The organism is Nostoc sp. C057 (assembly GCF_013393925.1).
Taxonomy (GTDB): Bacteria; Cyanobacteriota; Cyanobacteriia; order Cyanobacteriales; family Nostocaceae; genus Nostoc; species Nostoc muscorum_A.
In genome coordinates, this window is sequence record NZ_CP040281.1 from 4,870,204 (window position 1) to 4,890,185 (window position 19,982).

Sequence of the window (19,982 nt, forward strand, 5' to 3'; positions counted from 1 at the left end):
GTAATTAATAGACAAAGAAATTGAGTCTGAAGCCAGACTCATTTAGCTGTGTAAATAAATAGATGAATGTCTTTTGTAGACTTATCAGAGTTAAGCAGGTGATTTACGCAAGTTCACAAGTAAAATTACTTCAGACACCCAGCAAAGCCTCTAATTCTTGGTCAACTAATGCTGCTAATTCGTCTTCAGAATATTGCTGAATATCTATTAACAAATCATTTTGCACTTCAGTCTCTATTTGCGGCTCCACCACAACTGGCTCTGCTACATTCAAGGAAATTACATTGTTGAGCAGATATTCAGCCAAGGATTCAATTGTGGGATATTCAAAGGTCAAAGTCGAAGGTAGAGAATTTGCTACACTGGTTTCTAGTCGGTTCTTCAACTCGATGGACATGAGAGAGTCCATCCCCATATCGAAAAAGCCCTGTTGCGGATTTGGTTGATAAGCTGCTTCAAACCTGAGAACTTGGGCAACCTCAGTTTGAATGTAAGCAATCAAAACATTCTGGCGATCGCTAGCAATAGTTTCCTCTAATTGACGCAGAAGTTCAAGTTGTTTGGCTGATTGTGCGGAATTTGTTTGTGGCTGGGTTTGGGGAGCTAAATCGGAAATTAAAGGTGCTGCACCTCCTGGTGGGAATTGCTGGAGGAATTTCGCCCAATTGACTGACATCACGCCAACTTGGGTAGCATCTTGTCTCAATAAATCTCCCAGTAGTTGCAATCCTAATTCTGAGGACATGGTAGCAAAACCACTCTCAGCTATGCGCTGTTGGCTACGACTATCTAAATCTGCTGCCATCCCAACTTCTGCCCAAGGCCCCCAGTTAATGCTCAAACCTGGCAAACCCAAACCTCGACGATAATGAACTAAGGCATCCATGAAGGCATTAGCGGCTGCATAGTTTCCTTGGCTGGGTGAACCAAGTAATGAGGCGACCGAGGAGAAGCAGACAAAGAAATCTAAAGGTAGGTCTTTGCTCAATGTGTGCAGATTCCATGCCCCTTGCACCTTGGGAGCAAGCACTTTAGCAAAGCGGCTCCAATTTTGTTGCAGTAATACCCCGTCATCTAAAACACCAGCCGCGTGAAAAATACCCCGTAGAGGTGGATAGTTAGCTTTGATTGCCTCTAACATCTGAGCCACATCTTCCGTGTTGGACACATCTGCTGTGACAACTAGAACTTTTGCCCCTGCTTGCTGTAGTTGATTGATAGCTACTTGAGTATCACCAACAACTCCACGCCTGCCAGTTAAAACTAAGTTTTTCGCTCCTTGTGATACCATCCACTGAGCAACTTGCAGCCCTAGCGCCCCTAGACCACCTGTAATTAAATAAGTCCCATCTTCACCAATAGCCAGTTGATTCGCCGGGGTTTGAGCTTGGCGACGCACCAACCGGGAGACTTTCCGCACTCCTTGACGAAATGCCACTTCGTCTTCTTGGTCTGGGAACAACAACTCTGCTAATAATTCTTCAATTTCGTTCCCATTACCAACTGGGTCTAAATCCAACCGCACACACGACAATTCTGGATGTTCCAAGGGAATAACACGTCCCAAGCCCCACAAAGCAGCTTGATTTATGGCTAAAGCATCGGACATTGGCTCTACTGGCTGGGTTCCTCTGGTAACTAACCACAAACGGGGAGACTTAGACCAAGTTGATTTTGCCAAGGCTTGAACCAAATGCAGCACATTACCACAGCCAGTATTTAAAGTCTCCAGCGTCTCCTCCAGCCCCCACAGGTATACTACCCCACGGCAGGGAGGTTGGTTATTACCTAAGCTTGCTTGAATTAACCTCTGAAAATCTTGTGGTTCTGAGGGATTGATGTAGTAATGTTCTGTATCGGCTTGATATTCTGCACCAGGAGAAACTAAGATAGTGCGATCGCCACGTTCTTTGAGTAGTTTTGCTAACTTAACCGCCGTTCCTTGTTGGTCAGCAAATATCAGCCAACTTCCTTCTTGTGCCTGTGCCAATTGATGATTTTGCTCACGAGGTTTTGATTGCCAAGCTACTTCATACAGCCAATCACCTAAATCTTTTTGCAGACTTTGCAGCAAAGTTGCCCGACGAACTTTCCTCACTTCAAAACCGATGATTTCGGCGATTAACTGCCCATTTTGGTCGAACAGATGTACGTCACCAGTTAAGCTTTGCTGATTAGATGTTGGCGTTTTTTGACCATGACACCATAGTTGATGACCAGAATGGGAACGACCATAGAATCTAAAGCTACCGATGCTAAAGGGAATGTACATATAGTCATTCTGGACTTGCTCGGCAGGATTAACATCCCAGCAAACGTTGAGTAGTTGCAAGCATGAATCAATTAATCCCGGATAAAGTTGATAGTTATCGAGTTCGTCTGGTAATTGAGGCAGTTTCATTTGACATACAGCTTCTCCATCCTGATGCCAAATATTTTCTAGCCATTGAAATGAAGTTCCCCAACTGTAGCCAACTGCTTGAAAACTAGAGTAAAATTGCGTTCCCGATAAAACTTGAGAACATCTAGCCTTGACTTCTGCCACATCTACGAAATTGGGTACTGGCGAGAACAGCCGGACTTTTCCTGTGCCATGTGTTTTCCAATTAACTTCGTTTTCTGCTTCTCCACCTAAAAAACTAATAATTTGGAAGGAAGTCTCTTCTGTTGTTTGGGGTGTCAAAACTAACTGAACTGTTGTACTGCCGTCATCTGGGCAAACCAGCGTATTTTGAAACAACAAATCTTCGATGATGCAAGATTCATTGGGGAAAGCCTCCTTAACTGCGGATAGAAGCATCGAGATATAAGATGCACCAGGAACTATTCTGACTTCGTTTAATTGATGATCTTCTAGGTAAGCAGGCAAATTGGGGCTAAATTGGGTTTCAAAGCGAATTTCTGGAGAAAATGGTAATTTTAGCCGTTGACCGAGTACAGGATGGAGAGTTTTGCTAGCCTTGGCGGGTAAAGTCTGTTGGCGATGGGATGTCTCAACCCAGTAACGCTGGCGCTGGAAGGGATAATTTGGCAGTACTAGGTGATGACGGGGATAATCTTGATCAAAGCCAGACCAGTTGATTGATGCCCCACGCAAGTATAATTCCTGCAAGCTTTGAAGTAGCTGTTGCCAATCCGACTGTCCTGAGCGCAAACTAGGGAGCCACACTCCTACTCCTTCAGGGAGACACTTACGACCCATTCCCAGTAAAATTGGTTTTGGCCCGACCTCTAGAAAAATTTCACAACCTTGCTGCTCAAGAGTTTCCATCCCAGAAGCAAATCTCACTGACTGGCGCAAATGTCTGACCCAATATTCCGCATTGGTGATTTCTGTGGTAACAACTGTGCCGGTAACATTAGAAATCAGTTTGATATTAGGTAATGAAAAGCTGACTTCTGCGGCAATGCGCGCAAATTCCCCTAACACTGGTTCCATTAAAGGAGAGTGGAAGGCGTGGGAGACGTTTAACTTGACACTATTAACGCCTTCGCTTTGGAGAGTAGACATCACGGCTGCGACTGCTTGATGCTGTCCAGAAATAACAACACTTTCGGGGCCGTTAATGGCAGCAATCGAGACTTGATGAGCATAAGGTTGAATAGCTGCCAATACTCGCGCTTCTGAGGCGAATATATTGACCATTGCCCCATCTTGAGGTTGAGCCTGCATGAGGCGAGCGCGGGCAGAAACCAATTTTAGTCCATCTTCCAGACTAAAAACTCCAGCTATACAAGCGGCGACATATTCACCCAAACTATGACCCATAACTACTGTAGGTTCTATGCCCCAAGATTTCCATAACTGGGAGACTGCATACTCTAGGGCAAATAAAGCTGGTTGGGTGTAGGCAGTCTCATTGAGAGGGCTAGTCCCAGATTCAGGATAGAGAATTGATAGCAAAGGTTGTTCTAAATAAGGACGGAGAATTTCATCACAACGATCTAAAGTTTCCCGGAATGTCGGTTGGGTTTCGTAGAGTTCTCGCCCCATACCTATATACTGAGAACCCTGTCCGGTAAATAGAAAGGCAATTTTCGGGCGCTTTTTGTTGTGTAATTGTCCGCTCACACCTGGAGTTTTACCTGCTGCAAAAGCCGCCAATTGTTGACGTAAGTCCTGAGTAGATTCAGCGACAACAGCAAAACGATGGTCAAAATGCGATCGCCCTGTATTCGCGCTGAAACAAATATCTGCTATATTTGCTTTGCTATCACCTGCCAAAAAGGATTCGTAGCGGCTGACAAGTGAATGTAGTGCTGATTCAGTTTTCGCCGATAAACTCAAAAGATGAAGCGGACGCTCAGTTTTTGCCTGTAATAATTTAATTTCTGGTGCTGCTTCCAAAATCAGATGGACATTTGTACCACTCATGCCAAAGGAACTGACCCCAGCTAGTCGTCGTCCATCTGCCCCTAATGGCCACTTGGTGGGCTGAGTCGGCACTACAAGCGACAGTTTTTCCCAAGGAATATAGGGGTTAGGTTGTTGAAAATGTAAATGTGGTGGTATCTCTGCGTGCTGGAGAGCTAATACAACTTTCATTAATCCAGCAACTCCGGCGGCTGATTCCAAATGACCAACCTGAGTTTTTACCGAACCGATAGTTAGGGGATTGTCTTGGGAGCGACCTTGACCTAATACTGCTCCCAAGGCTAACACCTCAATGGGATCGCCTAAAGGTGTACCAGTCCCGTGAGTTTCCACATATTGAATCTGATGGGCTTGGACGTTGGCATTTTCTAAGGCTTTGCGAAGTAATTTTTCTTGAGCAGAACCATTTGGGGCTGTCAAACCATTACTAGAGCCATCATGGTTATATGCTGAACCCCGAATCAATGCCAGGATAGGATCGCCATCAGCTAAAGCATCAGATAAACGTTTGAGTACTACTATGCCACATCCTTCTCCACGTCCGTAACCATCGGCGCTGGCATCAAAAGTTTTACAACGACCATCAGTAGATAAGGCTTTTAATTTACACAGACCAATGGAAGGATCTGGTGAGAGAATCAGGTTGACACCACCAGCTAAAGCCATATTACATTCTTGAGAACGGAGGCTTTGGCAAGCTAGATGCACCCCTAACAGCGAAGACGAGCAAGCTGTATCTAACTGCATGGTAGCTCCTTGCAGACCCAAGACGTAAGCCAAACGCCCAGCTGCCATACTTCTGAGAATACTTAAAGTATTGTAGGCATCAATTTGAGTGCGATCGCCATAAAAGCTCAGTTGTGCGTAGTCATCCATAGACAGCCCGACGAATACCCCAGTAAGACTGCCATTTAACTTTTCTGGTGCTTGTCCAGCATTTTCTAGCGCTTCCCAGGTTACTTCCAAAAGTAATCTCTGTTGAGGGTCGAGGCTGACGGCTTCGCGGGGAGAGATGCCAAAAAACTGAGCATCGAACTTGTCTACTTCATTTAAAAAACCGCCGTGCTGGGTGTACATTTTCCCCAATACATCGGGGTCTGGATGATAAAACTCATCTACTGGCCATCTTTGTGCAGGAATTTTGCTAATGGCATCTACCCCATTATGTAATAGATTCCAGTAATCCTCTGGGTTATTGACACCCCCAGGTAAACGGCAAGACATCCCAATAATAGCGATGGGTTCTTTCTGTAATTGCTCAACAGTATCAACTTCAGACCGCATCCGCCGTAATTCTAAAATTGCATTTTCTAGTAACAAGCGGTAATTTGTGTTCTCTGAATTAGGAATCATACTAATCTCCTTTGCTTAACTGTGGCAATTTCTCTGGTAAGTAATTCAGCTATTTCCGCGTCTGAGAGTGCTTTTAAGTCTGCTGATTCGGCCAGTTCTGCTTTGTTTGCAGGCAATTCTACAGACACCAATAGACTTTCTGTGTGCAAATTAGACTCTGGCTTTGTCTTGGCTAATTCTGTCGGTTGGGGAATTTTTTGACTGGCTAGGTGGCGTGCTAAAGATTCGATGGTGGAGAAGTTCCAAACTATAGTTGCTTCTAAGGGATATCCCAACCATTCACTCAATTCTTGGGCTAACTTGACAGCCCTAACGGAATCTAATCCATAATCAGCAAATGACTTACTTTGGTCGATTGACTGGGCTGCTACTGCCAATTTTCTCACGACCCAATCCATAATCCAGTTTTCAATCAATTCGGCAGTTTGATAAGAGACTTTTACCGACGCAGATGTCTGAGTTTTGCTAACCACAGTACTATGGGAAGGTGTAGCAGAATTTTCTTGCCTTAGTAGCCGCTTGAGTATTTTGCCAGTCGGGTTCTTGGGGATGGAGGAGACAAATTCGACGGCACTAGGAACTTTATATTTAGCCAGTTTCTGGTAACAGAAGGCAATTATTTCTTCTTCTGTAACTACCTGGTCTGGTTTGAGGACAACGCTAGCCTTAACCTGTTCACCTAGTATTGAATCTGGTACACCGTAGACAGCTACCTCTGCAATACCTGGATGCTGGTAAATAACATTTTCAACTTCGGCTGGGTATACCTTTAATCCACCGTTGTTGATCATATCTTTGAGGCGGTCAACGATGTAAAAGTAGCCCAATTCGTCTATTTGACCAATGTCACCGGTATGAAACCATCCGTTCTTAATGGCTTTGGCAGTTTCAGCCGGGCGATTCCAGTAACCTAGCATGACATTGACACCGCGAATAACAATTTCGCCGAGTTCACCAGGGGCAACTTCGCAACCATCATCGAGGCTGACAATCTTCATCTCGACATTTTCAATTGGTGAACCAATAGAACCCAGTTTGTACCTCAATTCGTGGTTATAACTAGCTAAGGGTGATGTTTCTGTAAGGCCATACCCTTGGTTGATGACTTTACCAAACTTGTCTTGCCAACGTTTGGCAATTTCTACAGGCAAACCTGCGGCCGCAGAGAAGTAGTAACGCACTGAATCCAAATCGCGGATAGATGCTTTATCGCATAAAAGAATAAAAGTAGTGGGAACACCAAAAAAGATTGTAATATTATATTCGCTTATAGTTGTCAGTACCGTTTCTGGGTCGAACGATCGCTGTAAAACGATAGTTGCACAGGTATTAAGTCCACTATTGAGAACTGCATTCTGCCCGAAACAGTGGAACATCGGTAAAAATAGTAAAATTTGATCATTAGGGCGCATTTCGCAACAGTGATTCATTGAGTGCATATTAGAAATCACATTGCCATGAGATAAAGTAGCGCCTTTAGGGAAACCTGTTGTACCAGAAGTATAAAGAATCGCCGCCGGATCATCACGTTCCATCTCCACAGCACGGGCGCTAGACGAAGCGTTTGCCATGAATTCACTCAATGCGATCGCGTCAGCTGCTTTCCCCTCAGCAATTAAGATGTGCTTGAGGTGCGGTAAATCCTGCTTGGGCAATTTTTCTCGCAGCGTTTCTGTGGTTACGAGTACAACTGCTCCACAGTCATTGAGAATAAACTTGAGTTCATCGCTTTGCAGACTTGGGTTAATGGAAACTGCGATCGCCCCAATCTTGAGAATCCCCAGATAGGAAATAACAAATTCAGGAATGTTTGGTAATAATAATGCTATGCGATCGCCACGCTCAATCCCTAACCCCAGTAAAGCATTGGCAAAGCGATTTGCCATTTCATTCAGTTGTTTATAAGTAAAATATAAGCCTTCAAAAATGAGCGCTGGTTTGTTAGGAAAAAGGCAGCAACCACGCTCCACATTTTGGGAAATATTCATAAAAGTTGTTGCAAGATTTAAGTTGTAGCTCTTGTTATACTTATCGCCTTGATGTAGAGAATTTATGCAATAAGTGGATAAAATTAGTAAACAGTCAACTGATAATTGTTGACTGTTTACTATTCATTATTGGCTAAAAACTCTGTTAACAGATATCTTGAACTGCTTTCACAATCAAACCACCAGCCGCGATATCAGCAGAAATCCGGGCAATATGCTCATCCAGACCTTGCTCATTATCATTCCAAATATATGGGCGATCTGAAGTTGGTTTTTGTCCAACTACGTGGCGGACTGCTGAATACAACCGCTCAGTTGCAGGTGATAGACAGACGCGTGCATCGTAATGACCGGTCTTTTTATATGTGCGGAGGTCAACAGCTTGGACTCCAAACATGAGAGCGATCGCCATATAATTCTGGAATATATCGACAGAACGGCGGGCTAGATTCGCTGAAGTGTATCCTTGACTGTTGATGTTCTGATTAAATTGTTCCGCATGGGTAGGAAAGCGATCGGCGATGGAATTTCCATAGAAGGTCAACAGTGGCATAATTGAGTTACCGCATATTTGCAGACCTTTAAGTCCCATATTGACTTTACGTTCTTGGTTGCCAAGTAAAGATGGTGGTAGTCCATTGCTAAACTCTGGTGAGGCGAGGAGGGCAATTTGCACATCCAAATGTTTAGCCATTAGCCCAATGTAGTAACGCAGGTGATCCATTCCCACTCCCACGTACTGTCCGAGAAAATTGCCTCCATGATAGCTAGCTTGGTTATCAACATCAATTAGTGGGTTATCAGTCACTGAGTTGATTTCGATTTCAATTTGTTTGGCAATCTGGGAAATCCCATCAACAATAGGCCCCAAATACTGGGGAAGGCATCGGAGTGAGTAACGATCTTGAATCAATTCGCGATCACGATAATCGTGTTTACCATCTAACTCATCACGGACTAACTGGGAATTTGCTAGCAAAGAAATCATCTGATCTGCTGCCCATAATTGACCAGGATGTGGTTTGGAATTATGGATAAATGGGTGGAATGATTGATTGGTTCCGTTTAAAGCTTGGATATCTAGAGCGTGAACGCCCATAGCGATCGCAGTTAAAATTTGAGTATCGTAGACGCAGTTTGCTGCAATGCCCGTCATTACTGAAGTGCCGTTCATCATCGCCAAGCCTTCCTTCGGCAACAATGTCAGGGGTGACAAATTCAGCTGACTTAGGGCTGTCGGTGCATCCATCTCTTTACCGTTGAAGTCAACCTTAAAACTGGGATCTAAGCCTATCAGTGAACCAGTAATGTAGGATAGTGGCACTAAATCACCACTTGCACCAATTGAGCCAAACTCATACACATACGGTGTAACACCAGCGTTGAGAAAAGTTTCCATGCGCTTGATAAGTTCCAGCCTGATGCCAGATGCACCGTGCATGTGAGAGTTTGCACGCAAGAGCATAGCTGCACGCACATCCGCCAAGGGTAATTTGTTACCTGCACCTGTTTTCAGGAACCAAACTAAGTTGGTTTGGAGTTCAGATGCTTGTTCACGGGATATGGCAACATTGGCCATACCGCCAAAACCAGATGTCACTCCGTAAATTGGTTCCCCAGATTCAACAGCATTATTGATGTAGTCACAAGATGCCTGAATACCCTGCAAAACATCAGTGTTATTGGTTAAAGACACTAAGGTGCCATTACGCGCTACCCTTGCAACATCATTGATTGTGAGTTTCTGATTACCAATAACTACATTGGTAGAGGAATTTCCAGTGAAAGAAAATTGTTGAGATAAGGTTTTGCTTTGTGCTTGAGATAGTGTCTTCATACAGGGATTATGTTTAACTTGTAGTAGGTATTGCAATTAACTTAACTTTTGTTTTTTGCTGAGAGTATTTGACATAATATTTCAGCAAATACAAATTGATATTTAGCTGGCATCAGTGTTTTAACGAAGCAGTAATTCTCCATGATTGAAACTTTCGAGAATAATTTTTGGAGAAATTCACGTAAAAATTAACCAAAAAATTAGCCATTTGTTTCATTTTTTTTGCTCATATATTGATGACAGAGATTCCGTTTGTTGTGTTTTGAAATTACAACATGAGAGAATAAAACTTGTAATCGTTTGTTCTGTAATTGAACTGTTATATATTTATCTGGAGTAAGTAAAAGATTTATGCAACTATTCCATAAATTTTACTTTATTTATTTTACTTACTTGCATTCTAATATATTAAAAGCTTTATGTGGAATAGGTTTCGCCTATTTCGGTCTCTACAACACTGATACAGCACGGTATAAACAGCACAATCATTTAAAATCCGTGAAAAGCTCATATAGTAAACTTTTCACGGATTTTAAATGATTAGATATTTTCTTACTCGAAAATGCCTAACAACATAAATAAGTTGGCGTTAAAAAGCTAAGTATATTTACGAAACGTAAATATGCTTAAAACCCTTACTAATGACCAATGACAAAGGACAGCCTTAGCCAGTTAGCTTTAATTTCGCCGACCTACTTAGCTCAATCAAATCAAGCCGCATCCGACAATTATGTAACTCGATATTAGTAGGTAGCAAAAGCTTGGTTAACTTTCTGTTTCTGTAACTTTATGCTGAAGGCTATTATTTACCTTTAACTCACTTTTTCATGTTGTTCCCTATAGCGCCGATTCAGTAAAGCACTTACTCCACCTGTATCTAGACTAATCAGCGTTATTAAAGTATTAGGTTCTGGAACAGTAGGGAAAGTGCCATTCACTATAATCTGATTTGGCTCAGGAACATTTGATTATAGATCAATTATGACGCTTCCAAAAAGGGATAATATGCCATTAACATCAGTGAATCTTTCCTCTTCACCAGTGATATTGACGAGTTAAGTAATTCGGAACGGAATTTTTTTATTCTGTCTGCCCACATAAAACAAAAATATAGCAAAGATGATTATTGTCAAGCTAAATATATAACCATCACCAAAAAATTTGATAGCTAAAGATGAAGCAATAGGCCCAGCAGTACATCCGAAACTATATATAGCTGTGAACAAAGCACTTCCAGAAGATAGTTCATTTCTAGAAAGTTTTGCTCCAATTAATGCCATTGCTAAGGGAAAAATCGGACTGATACTAGCTCCAGCAATAAATGCAAATATCTGGGTAGCAGTGGAGTCTTGAATCAATGAAAGAGATAAAAACGACAATATTACGATAGACACGCTCATAAAAAGAACTTTGAGTCTGCCGAATTTGTCTGCTATGTGAGTAACTGGAACAGTAGAGAGCAAGCCGCCAACAACAAATACAGCAAAGGTATAGCCGATCTGCTCTATATTGTAATTTTGTCGTAGCAGATAAACAGGATATAAAGAAACTAGCGTTGATTCGGCAAAACCATAGGCAAATGCGCCCTGAAGAGGAAGTTTCAGCTTGTTGAAAATTCCGGAACGTGAAGATTGTTGAAAAACAACTGCTTTATCTGGTAGAGCTATCCATACCACAATTACGCCGCTAAAAATTAAAGCACTACCCAACAAAAATGACAGTTTTGGTGAAACATTATACAAAGCAGAACCAATTACTGGGCCAATACCAAATCCAAAAGTAAAAGCTAGAGCATTCAAACCATTGACGATCGCTCGATTACCTTCATGACAAAAGTGATTCAATGCAGTGTTTCCACTGACTAGATATAAACAACAAGCAATGCCCATAACAGCACGTATAATAAACCACAAGGGCATTGATGTAGTCATAGTGAACAAAGGAGCGCTAATACCCATCATTGTCAAGCCAAGCATCATAGTTTTACGAAGCCCCAACTTGGGTAATACTTTTACTACAAACGGTGTTCCCAAAGCTATGACTAGAAAATACACCGTAGAATTTGCTCCTATCCATAAATCATCAACTTGATGTTGCGCCATTAATGTTGAGATAAAGGGATTAAATAGCCCTATAGAAATACCAGACAAAAAAGCTATGCTATACAAAGCTGGTAATCCAGTAGAAAACGGGGAATTTGATTTTGTCGAGATCAATTCTGTCATAAAACTTGAGGATAATTGATAAATTACATGGTTTAAGTGCATGGGATAAATACGATGCAAGCAATCTTGTTATCGCAAAATTGCTATGCAAAATAGAAATAGCCATTTTTGCAATAGACTTATTTTTTGCACTTTATTGAAATAGATTTAGCTACTTAGTAAATTATAGATTTGTATCTAAAATTCTTAACTTTTGTTGATAGCTACTAGGTAATTTAAGTATTGGGATAATGACTGCAAAAAGAGTGATTGAGAATTATGCAAAAAGAAATGATCTCCAGGAAACATTTGCAGGTTGAAGTAACTACTAGTCTGCTCACACCAAGCTTCTAAAGCATCAACCTTAATTGCTTTATCCTGCAAACCTCCAAATACAGAGATTGGGCATTCGAGTGGCATTTCACTTTTGTAAATGTATGTCTCTAGTATCGTAAAGTCCGCTCGCAGACAAGGCAAGAAAAGTTGCAACATTTGTTCATTCTGCAAAATCGCATTGGGAATTGCATTGTAACGATCGCAAAGTTCAGCCAGGAATTTAGCTTCAGGCATTTTGTGAATAAACGGTTTGAGAATTGGTTGTTGGGGAGCAGGGCAACAAGCAGCAAATAAATGAACAGGGCTAAGATTATATTCATAACGGAGTAGACGCGTTATCTCAAAGCCAAGTGTTGCACCCATGCTATGGCCAAAAAAAGCAAATGGCATATTCAGATACGGTCTAATTTTTGATGCCAAAGTTTGAATAAGAGGTAAAAAATTGGTATATGAGGGTTCTTGCAATCGACGGCCTCTTCCAGGAAGTTGAACTAAATAAACCTCTACATCTTTTGGTAATTTGTTTGTCCATGTACTATATGTTGAAGTTGTACCCCCCGCACATGGAAAACAGAATAAGCGAAGTTGGGCCTTTGGATTAAGCTCAGGGCAGCTAATCCAAGGATCAACTATTAGTTTTGCTGTCATAAAATTATGTGTGTAATCTGAAAAATTTTGTTATAAAGCCTAAACCTGTTTCTTTATCAGACTGTGGTAACTCTGTTCATAGCAGCGATTAAAGGTAAATATTATTTCTGTACATATACACCGTTAATTAACATGAGTAAGTAAATCTGACTATGAGTAAGAAGAATTACAGCCAAGACTTCTAATTTTAGTAAATATTTACAGCAAATAATACTATCAAATTAATTAATAAAAATGTTAATTTTTGTCTACTGTTAACTGCTATTAAATAGAGATAACTAAATAGTAAAAGCATAAAATTTTAATGCCTGAGAAATTGCCAATCATATTTGATTCTTCCTGTCACTTTGATAAGTTATTAAAACTTAAGAGTTAATTTTTTGTTTGCTCTCATAGTACTTATCGCTCTTCTCTGGGTTATTTATGCAAAACACCAAAATCCCCAGCCAATAAAATTTGATTGGTGAAAAAATGACATGAACTACAGCATTAGAAGCAATGGGCTACGCCCCGCAAAGAAGCGCGGGTACGCCATCGCTATTCCTTAGTGTGACCCATTTCGAATTATTAACGCCCTAGTCTCAAACCTCTTTCCATAAGCATCTGAGGTTCGATATTCTCAACTTTTGGTATCGCTTCTAGCTGAGGAATCTTTGCGATCGCATCTGCAATATTATCTGATTGGGCACGCAACCAAGCGGTATGAGGCGCATAGTCAAGGATTTGTACTACTTCGTAACCCGCTCGATTAATTGCCTCGTGCTGAGACTTGACATCAACGCCTTCAGCAAAGCGGATGAAAACCAGTCCAGTTGGTACTGCTAAAGAACCATTGGGTTCTATTGTGTAAACTGGACTCAGTTTACCCTGCTCTGATTGATTGGGTTCGCCTGGAAAAACTGCGTAGGCGTAGCCCGTCGTAGACATCGCACCATCGTTAAGTTGTAAAATTGCTCCTGGTGCTACCGTCTTGGGTTGATTATTATAATGTATTGCATAGTACCCAGACTTACGAGTATAAGATATAGCAGTGCTATCGCTGCCAACCCGAATTTGTTCAGGATACTCAGAAAAATAGTCGTTTTGAAATTTCACTTCAGGTATCAGGGGTAAAGAGTACACCTGTAGAAAATACTCAGCCGGAAAATAAAACATCTTTCTCAAGTTCTAATGATGTTATAGCGTTTTCAGTGGTATGGAATACAAATCTTTTATTGGGATACAAGCTATATATCCCTAGTGATAGTGAAGATTCGTAAAACAGTCTGACTTTAAATTCCTCTTTTCTGGAAAGACGAATTGAAGGCTTGTATGAACTTTAGAGAGATTAAAATCTGTTGCAGCTGGATCTTTTTAATGTCGTAATACACATATAACACATGAAATCAAAACCATCCATAAACTAAACATAAACGCACGCTGCGTATAGCAAGCTTTAAAAGTAGTGCATAATACGATTTCCCAACGCCCAATTTTCAAGACAAATATCCCAGGAGATTAAGCTATGGTTCAGGTTCGCTATGGTGGACAGAACGGTCAACAGTATGAACTTGCTATCAGTGACGAACACGTCGTAGTGCGTACCGAAAGCCGCAGTACTCTAATTGGTGCAAGACCGTTTGAAGTCGCACCTGTGTCACCCACAGCTCGTAGCATCCTCAATCAATTCGAGTTAACAATGCGGTTTCGGCAAGCGGGTGTAGAAATTTTGCGTGCGAAAGTTCCGACTCAGGGTGTTGCTTTGCGCGATCGCGCCCGTGAAATTCTCAACCAAGAGTCTGAAGTCCAATTTGCTGGACGTGTCTTGATCGATCCAGTCTCCAGTCAACCGATAATTTACACCGAAAACCTCTTTGTTAAATTCGATAATGAAGAAGAATCAAGAGTCTGCCAAGAGATATTGCGACGTTACGGCTTAACAATTAAACGCCAACTTGAATATGCGCGAAATGCTTATTTTGTCAATGCACCTACAAATACTGGTATAGCGATCTTTGACATCGCCGAGAGACTTCTGAATGAGGAATCAGTCGAACTGTGCCATCCTGAACTAGTGCGTGAATCACGCCAACGTCAGGTTTTTCCGCAGCAGTGGCACTTAAAGCAAACAACAATTAACGGTAAGGTAATTAACGCCCATGCCAACGTTGAAGCAGCTTGGAAGTTGAGCGATGGCACAGGAGCAATTATTGCAATTATCGATGATGGTGTGGATCTCGATCATGAAGAATTTCGTTCCTCTGGAAAGATTGTTGCCCCGCGCGATGTCACACGTAAAAATGACAATCCCAGACCAGGAAACGACAATAACCACGGGACAGCTTGTGCCGGAGTAGCTTGTGGCAACGGGAAATTTGGTGCATCAGGTGTAGCACCGGGTGCAAAACTGATGCCGATTCGTTTAGCTTCGTCGTTGGGTTCACAGGATGAAGCAGATGCTTTTATTTGGGCGGCTCAAAATGGTGCTGATGTGATTTCTTGTAGTTGGGGCCCAGCAGATGGGACTTGGTTTGAGCCAAACGATCCTCTACATAAGCAAAAAGTACCTTTGCCTGACTCCACAAGATTGGCTATGGACTTTGCAATCAATAAAGGACGTAACGGGAAGGGATGTGTAATTTTATTCGCGGCTGGCAATGGTAACGAAAGTGTAGATAACGATGGCTACGCCAGCTACCAAAAGGTAATTGCGATCGCAGCTTGTAACGACTTTGGCACAAGAAGCGCTTACAGTGACTTCGGTCAGGCGGTGTGGTGTGCCTTTCCCAGTAACAATGGTGATAGTTCTCAAACCCCTGGAATTTGGACAACTGATCGCGTTGGTGTACTTGGTTATAATTCCGGTAATGTAAATCTGGGTGATGCCGGAGGTAACTACACGAATGAATTCGGCGGAACTTCTAGTGCTTGTCCTGGTGCGGCTGGTGTCGCAGCATTGATTATTGCCAGAAACCCAAATCTGCGTTGGGACGAAGTACGAGACATTATTAAACGCTCTTGCGATCGCATCGATCAACCTGGAGGTAAATATGATGCCAATGGTCGCAGCCCATTCTATGGTTATGGTCGAATCAATGCTCTCAAAGCTGTAGAATTGGCCAAGCCGACGCAAACATCGCCCATTAGCATATTCAAGGCAGTACAAGATATCCCAATTAACGATTTGCAAACATCAACATTATCGTTGGCGATCGCTAATACTAGCCTGATGAAATCCATCAAAGTTAATGTAGATATCGAGCATACTTATATTGGGGATCTTGTAGTTACTCTCCTTCCCCCAGTGCAAATAGGCATACTTCCCATCGTTCTGCACGATCGCCAGGGCGGAGCTACAGATAATATCAAAACAACCTATGACGAGGTAAACACCCCAAAACTTGCTGCCTTTAAAGGTAAAAGTCCCCAAGGAACCTGGACTCTGGAAGTTGCAGATAAAGCTAGCACAGATACAGGAAAGATTCGCAGCTTTACCATTGAAATCGGGTTTTAAGCCAACACGTTTGAGTTAGGGAGTGTGGGGATGAGGGAGTAGGGGAGGCAGGGGAGGCAGGGGAGACAAGGGGACAAGGGGACAAGGGGACAAGAGGTGAGAACTTGAAAAAAGTCTTTCCCCTTGTCCCCAATTCTCCTTGTCCCCAAGTCCCTTACCCATGCCCAATGCCCCATTCCCCATTCCCCATTCCCCATTCCCCATATCAATTAGCTTTGAGTCACAGGCTCTTTCGCCAAGAACTTCTCTAATTCTGTCAGCGCATCAGCATCAACCTTAGTTTGCATTGGGCAGAACTTAGGCCCACACATCGAACAAAACTCAGCAGTTTTATAGATATCTGCTGGTAAAGTTTCATCGTGATATTCCTTAGCTCTTTCTGGATCGAGTGATAATTCAAACTGACGGTTCCAATCGAAGTTGTAACGCGCCTTAGAAAGTTCATCGTCTCTATCCCTTGCACCGGGGCGATGTCTAGCAATATCAGCCGCGTGAGCCGCTATTTTATAGGCAATCAACCCATTCCGCACATCTTCGGCATTTGGTAGACCCAAGTGTTCTTTGGGTGTTACATAGCACAGCATTGCAGTACCGTACCATCCAGCCATCGCTGCTCCAATGGCTGAAGTAATATGGTCATAACCAGGAGCAATGTCTGTCACCAACGGGCCCAAAACATAGAAAGGTGCTTCAGAACACTCTTCCATCTGCTTACGGACATTGAACTCAATTTGATCCATTGGCACGTGTCCTGGCCCTTCTACCATTACCTGGACATCATCTTCCCAGGCTTTGCGAGTTAGCTGTCCCAGGGTTTTCAATTCAGCTAATTGTGCTTCATCTGAAGCATCATGAGTGCAGCCGGGACGTAGAGAATCTCCTAAACTAAAGGAGACATCGTACCTTTTGAAAATCTCAATAATGTCTTGGAAGTGGGTATAAAGTGGATTTTGTTTGTGGTGATGTAGCATCCACCGCGCCAAAATACCGCCGCCGCGAGAGACAATACCAGTGATGCGGTTTCTCACTAAGGGCAAATGCTCAATCAAAATCCCAGCGTGGATAGTTTGATAATCTACCCCCTGCTGGGCGTGCTTTTCGATGATATGGAGAAAATCATCAGCAGTCAGGTTTTCGATTGTGCCGTGGACACTTTCTAAAGCTTGATAAACTGGCACCGTACCAATGGGAACAGGTGAAGCCTTGATGATGGCGGTACGAATTTCATCCAAATTACCGCCGCCTGTGGACAAATCCATCACGGTATCAGCACCGTACTTCACCGCCAGATTCAGCTTATCAACTTCTTCTTGAAGATTAGAAGAGTTGGGGGAAGCGCCGATATTAGCATTTACCTTACATTTAGAGGCGATACCAATAGCCATCGGCTCTAAATTAGTGTGATTAATATTAGCGGGGATAATCATTCGCCCCCGCGCCACTTCATCACGAATGAGATCGGTAGGGAGATTTTCTCGTTGGGCGACGTAGTGCATTTCTTCGGTGATAACACCTTGGCGGGCGTAGTGCATTTGAGATACATTACTTTGCCCACGTCGTTTAGCAACCCATTCTGTCCGCATATTATGATTCCTCAATAAACAGCTTCCCTCCGCTGGTATTACCCAGACTCAGGTGTTAAGGGTGTGATCTCAGCCTGGTTATGTAGGCACCCCTAGCATGGATGTAGTGTATCACTTTCGTTATATCTAGGAGCAGGGGTGTTAACAATTTATGAGGTGAGGGTGGTGTTAAGCTGTTTTTTCTGAGTCTAATACTACTTCATGGATTTCTTCTGGAGTCATTGAGGCGGAATAAGGCGCTGAGGGAAGTTTTACCGTCACAACGATCTGCGTGGCAGGTTTGAAAGGTTTACCATCTCAGGAATTATCGAGAAACTTTTATAGCAAAAGCTTCTCGATAATCCCAAAAAGGCGATCGCATCCTTTACACCCTTCAACTAAAAACTTTTAACCACAAGGTACTATGCGATCGCTTTGACTTTGTACAATTAAACAACAACAAAATTAGTTGCACTTAGTGACAATCCATCGCTGAGTTGCGCGAATTGTACCTGAGTAAATGTGCCACCGCTACCATCTTGGTCAAAGAACAGCGCACCTGTACCGTTGTCGTAGATAAATCGTTGAGCGTCCGTTGTCGCGGCTGAACCGATGGTAAACTCACTAGTCGAGAGTGCGCCTGTTACTAAAGATCCGCCGAAACCAGCAGCCGAAACCTGAATAACTTCAGCAATCGGGTCGAAGTCATAAAGACTATCAACACCTTCATCGTAATTATTGAAGGCAAATGTATCAGTGCCCTCTCCCCCACACAGACAATCATTGCCTCTCCCTCCAGCCAGGAGATCGTTGCCATCATTTCCGAAAAGGAAATCGTTACCATTACTGCCTAGAATAGTGTCAGTGTTAGCTGTACCAGAAATATCTAATTGTTCAATATTCTTATAGCTAACTTGATACGTCCCAGCCGTAATTGAACCTTGGTTAGTGACTGTATCGAAAGTTGAGGTAATTCCCTCAGTAGTAAAACTACTATAATCGATAGACAAATAGTCGTCGCCCGTACCTCCATCTACCGTTTGAGTCACTAAAACAGAGGGAGTGACAGAGGGGGCGCTCAAATGGAAGGAGTCGTTGTCACTCCCTCCTTTAAGGGTGTTGTTGCCAGTAGCACTGTAAGCATAAAGTTGATCGTTCCCCAAGCCACCGTCTAAAAAGTTATTTCCAGAAGAGGAAGAAATATCCAACACATCATCCCCAGTTCCTCCCTTAAGGGTGTTGTTGCCAGTGGTGTTAGAAGCATAAAGTCGATCGTCCTCAGAGCCACCCCTTAAAAGGTTATTTCCAGAAGAATGATAAATGTATAGATAATCATTTCCCTCTCCTCCATTAAGGGTGTTGTTACCAGTGGTATAGGAAGCAGAAAATGAATCATTCTCAGAGCCACCGTCTAAAAAATTTTTCCCAGAAGAATTGTTTATATTAAAATAATCACCTCCAGCTCCACCCTTAAGGCTATTGTTGCTAGTGGTGTTAGAAGCATAAAGTTGATCGTTCCCCAAGCCACCGTCTAAAAGGTTTTTCCCAGAAGAAAAGGAAACATCAAGAATATCGTTACCCAAATCACCGTATAGGCTATTATCTCCTTCGCCACTATATAAAATGTAATTACCATCTCCTCCAGAGAGGCTATTATTGGTATATTTATCTGTCCTAATGACATCATTAGCATTAGTACCATTGACATTTGCCATAACTTCTATTGACCTAAATTGACTTTTCAGAGACTTGCTGTTTTAATGCACATAAACTATACCAAGAGTTGACACTTTCGGTATAGTTTATGTCGCGATTGAGAAATACAACTTTCGACTTTGACCAGCCTTTTGACAGGCTGAAAAGGACTTTTTGGCTAACTTACTGACACAATACAGTTGATTAATCTAATCACTATAGTGTTTGTTTAGTTGAGTGTCACTACTTGGAATAGCATTTTTTTACTGCTTATATTTAGTATAAAAATCTTCCAATAATTAAGTATTTATATCTTGAAAATCGAAATAAGTTACTGCTGATAAAAGATAAATAATAAAAAAGATTTTTATCATACGTTGTGTACCCAGATGAAGCATAAATCTTGGCACAGCCTACACTCTAGTCTAATACAAAGTTAATGGGTGTCCCTTGGATAAGTCAAAATTATGCCCTCAGACTGAGAGGTTGAG

Annotated in this window: 9 protein-coding genes and 1 riboswitch; of the genes, 1 reads left to right on the top strand and 8 read right to left on the bottom strand. The window is 42.3% G+C overall.

Annotation, left to right across the window (positions count from 1 at the left end):
• Positions 1-130: 130 nt before the first annotated feature.
• The 6 genes from FD724_RS20810 to FD724_RS20835 all read right to left on the bottom strand — a co-directional run bounded on the left by FD724_RS20810 (position 131) and on the right by FD724_RS20835 (position 13,896).
• Positions 131-5,728 carry a type I polyketide synthase gene (locus tag FD724_RS20810; RefSeq protein ID WP_179073954.1) on the bottom strand — a complete coding sequence of 1,866 codons (5,598 nt, stop codon included), beginning with the start codon at positions 5,726-5,728 and terminating at the stop codon, positions 131-133.
• The gene (locus tag FD724_RS20815; RefSeq protein WP_179073955.1) at positions 5,725-7,716 is read right to left on the bottom strand and encodes a long-chain-fatty-acid--CoA ligase; all 1,992 of its coding nucleotides are present in this window, start codon (positions 7,714-7,716) and stop codon (positions 5,725-5,727) included. Before FD724_RS20815 ends, FD724_RS20810 begins: the two co-directional genes overlap by 4 nt.
• 145 nt (positions 7,717-7,861) lie before the next feature.
• Positions 7,862-9,553: a histidine ammonia-lyase gene (gene hutH, locus FD724_RS20820; RefSeq protein ID WP_179073956.1), complete on the bottom strand. Its 1,692-nt coding sequence runs from the start codon at positions 9,551-9,553 to the stop codon at positions 7,862-7,864.
• Between the two features lie 1,055 nt (positions 9,554-10,608).
• On the bottom strand, positions 10,609-11,778 hold the full coding sequence (locus FD724_RS20825) for an MFS transporter (RefSeq protein WP_256874327.1): 1,170 nt from the start codon (positions 11,776-11,778) through the stop codon (positions 10,609-10,611).
• A gap of 186 nt (positions 11,779-11,964) precedes the next feature.
• A complete protein-coding gene (locus FD724_RS20830; RefSeq protein ID WP_179073958.1) occupies positions 11,965-12,741 on the bottom strand; it encodes a thioesterase II family protein in 777 nt (258 codons plus the stop codon).
• 567 nt (positions 12,742-13,308) lie between these two features.
• Positions 13,309-13,896, bottom strand: coding sequence for a hypothetical protein (locus tag FD724_RS20835; protein WP_179073959.1), 588 nt, complete (start codon positions 13,894-13,896; stop codon positions 13,309-13,311).
• A 349-nt stretch (positions 13,897-14,245) separates the two neighbouring features.
• Here FD724_RS20835 and FD724_RS20840 point away from each other — a divergent pair, with 349 nt between their 5' ends.
• Entirely contained in the window at positions 14,246-16,234 is a 1,989-nt protein-coding gene (locus FD724_RS20840) for a S8 family serine peptidase (RefSeq protein ID WP_179073960.1), read from the top strand.
• A gap of 209 nt (positions 16,235-16,443) precedes the next feature.
• On the opposite strand, the gene thiC is transcribed toward FD724_RS20840, so the two are convergent.
• Both thiC and FD724_RS20850 read right to left on the bottom strand, forming a co-directional pair.
• Complete coding sequence (gene thiC, locus FD724_RS20845) at positions 16,444-17,817, bottom strand: phosphomethylpyrimidine synthase (RefSeq protein ID WP_179073961.1); 1,374 nt, start codon at positions 17,815-17,817, stop codon at positions 16,444-16,446.
• Between the two features lie 7 nt (positions 17,818-17,824).
• Positions 17,825-17,921: riboswitch (TPP riboswitch) on the bottom strand.
• Positions 17,922-18,245: 324 nt separating this feature from the next.
• Positions 18,246-19,511, bottom strand: coding sequence for a calcium-binding protein (locus FD724_RS20850; RefSeq protein WP_179073962.1), 1,266 nt, complete (start codon positions 19,509-19,511; stop codon positions 18,246-18,248).
• Between the last annotated feature and the right edge of the window lie 471 nt (positions 19,512-19,982).

What these genes read in the sequence shown, in the direction of transcription:
- hutH (WP_179073956.1), bottom strand. Translation starts at nt 9,553, where the DNA reads ATGAAGACACTATCTCAAGCACAAAGCAAAACCTTATCTCAACAATTT.
- FD724_RS20850 (WP_179073962.1), bottom strand. Translation starts at nt 19,511, where the DNA reads ATGGCAAATGTCAATGGTACTAATGCTAATGATGTCATTAGGACAGAT.
- FD724_RS20810 (WP_179073954.1), bottom strand. Translation starts at nt 5,728, where the DNA reads ATGATTCCTAATTCAGAGAACACAAATTACCGCTTGTTACTAGAAAAT.
- FD724_RS20835 (WP_179073959.1), bottom strand. Translation starts at nt 13,896, where the DNA reads ATGTTTTATTTTCCGGCTGAGTATTTTCTACAGGTGTACTCTTTACCC.
- FD724_RS20840 (WP_179073960.1), top strand. Translation starts at nt 14,246, where the DNA reads ATGGTTCAGGTTCGCTATGGTGGACAGAACGGTCAACAGTATGAACTT.
- FD724_RS20815 (WP_179073955.1), bottom strand. Translation starts at nt 7,716, where the DNA reads ATGAATATTTCCCAAAATGTGGAGCGTGGTTGCTGCCTTTTTCCTAAC.
- thiC (WP_179073961.1), bottom strand. Translation starts at nt 17,817, where the DNA reads ATGCGGACAGAATGGGTTGCTAAACGACGTGGGCAAAGTAATGTATCT.
- FD724_RS20825 (WP_256874327.1), bottom strand. Translation starts at nt 11,778, where the DNA reads ATGACAGAATTGATCTCGACAAAATCAAATTCCCCGTTTTCTACTGGA.
- FD724_RS20830 (WP_179073958.1), bottom strand. Translation starts at nt 12,741, where the DNA reads ATGACAGCAAAACTAATAGTTGATCCTTGGATTAGCTGCCCTGAGCTT.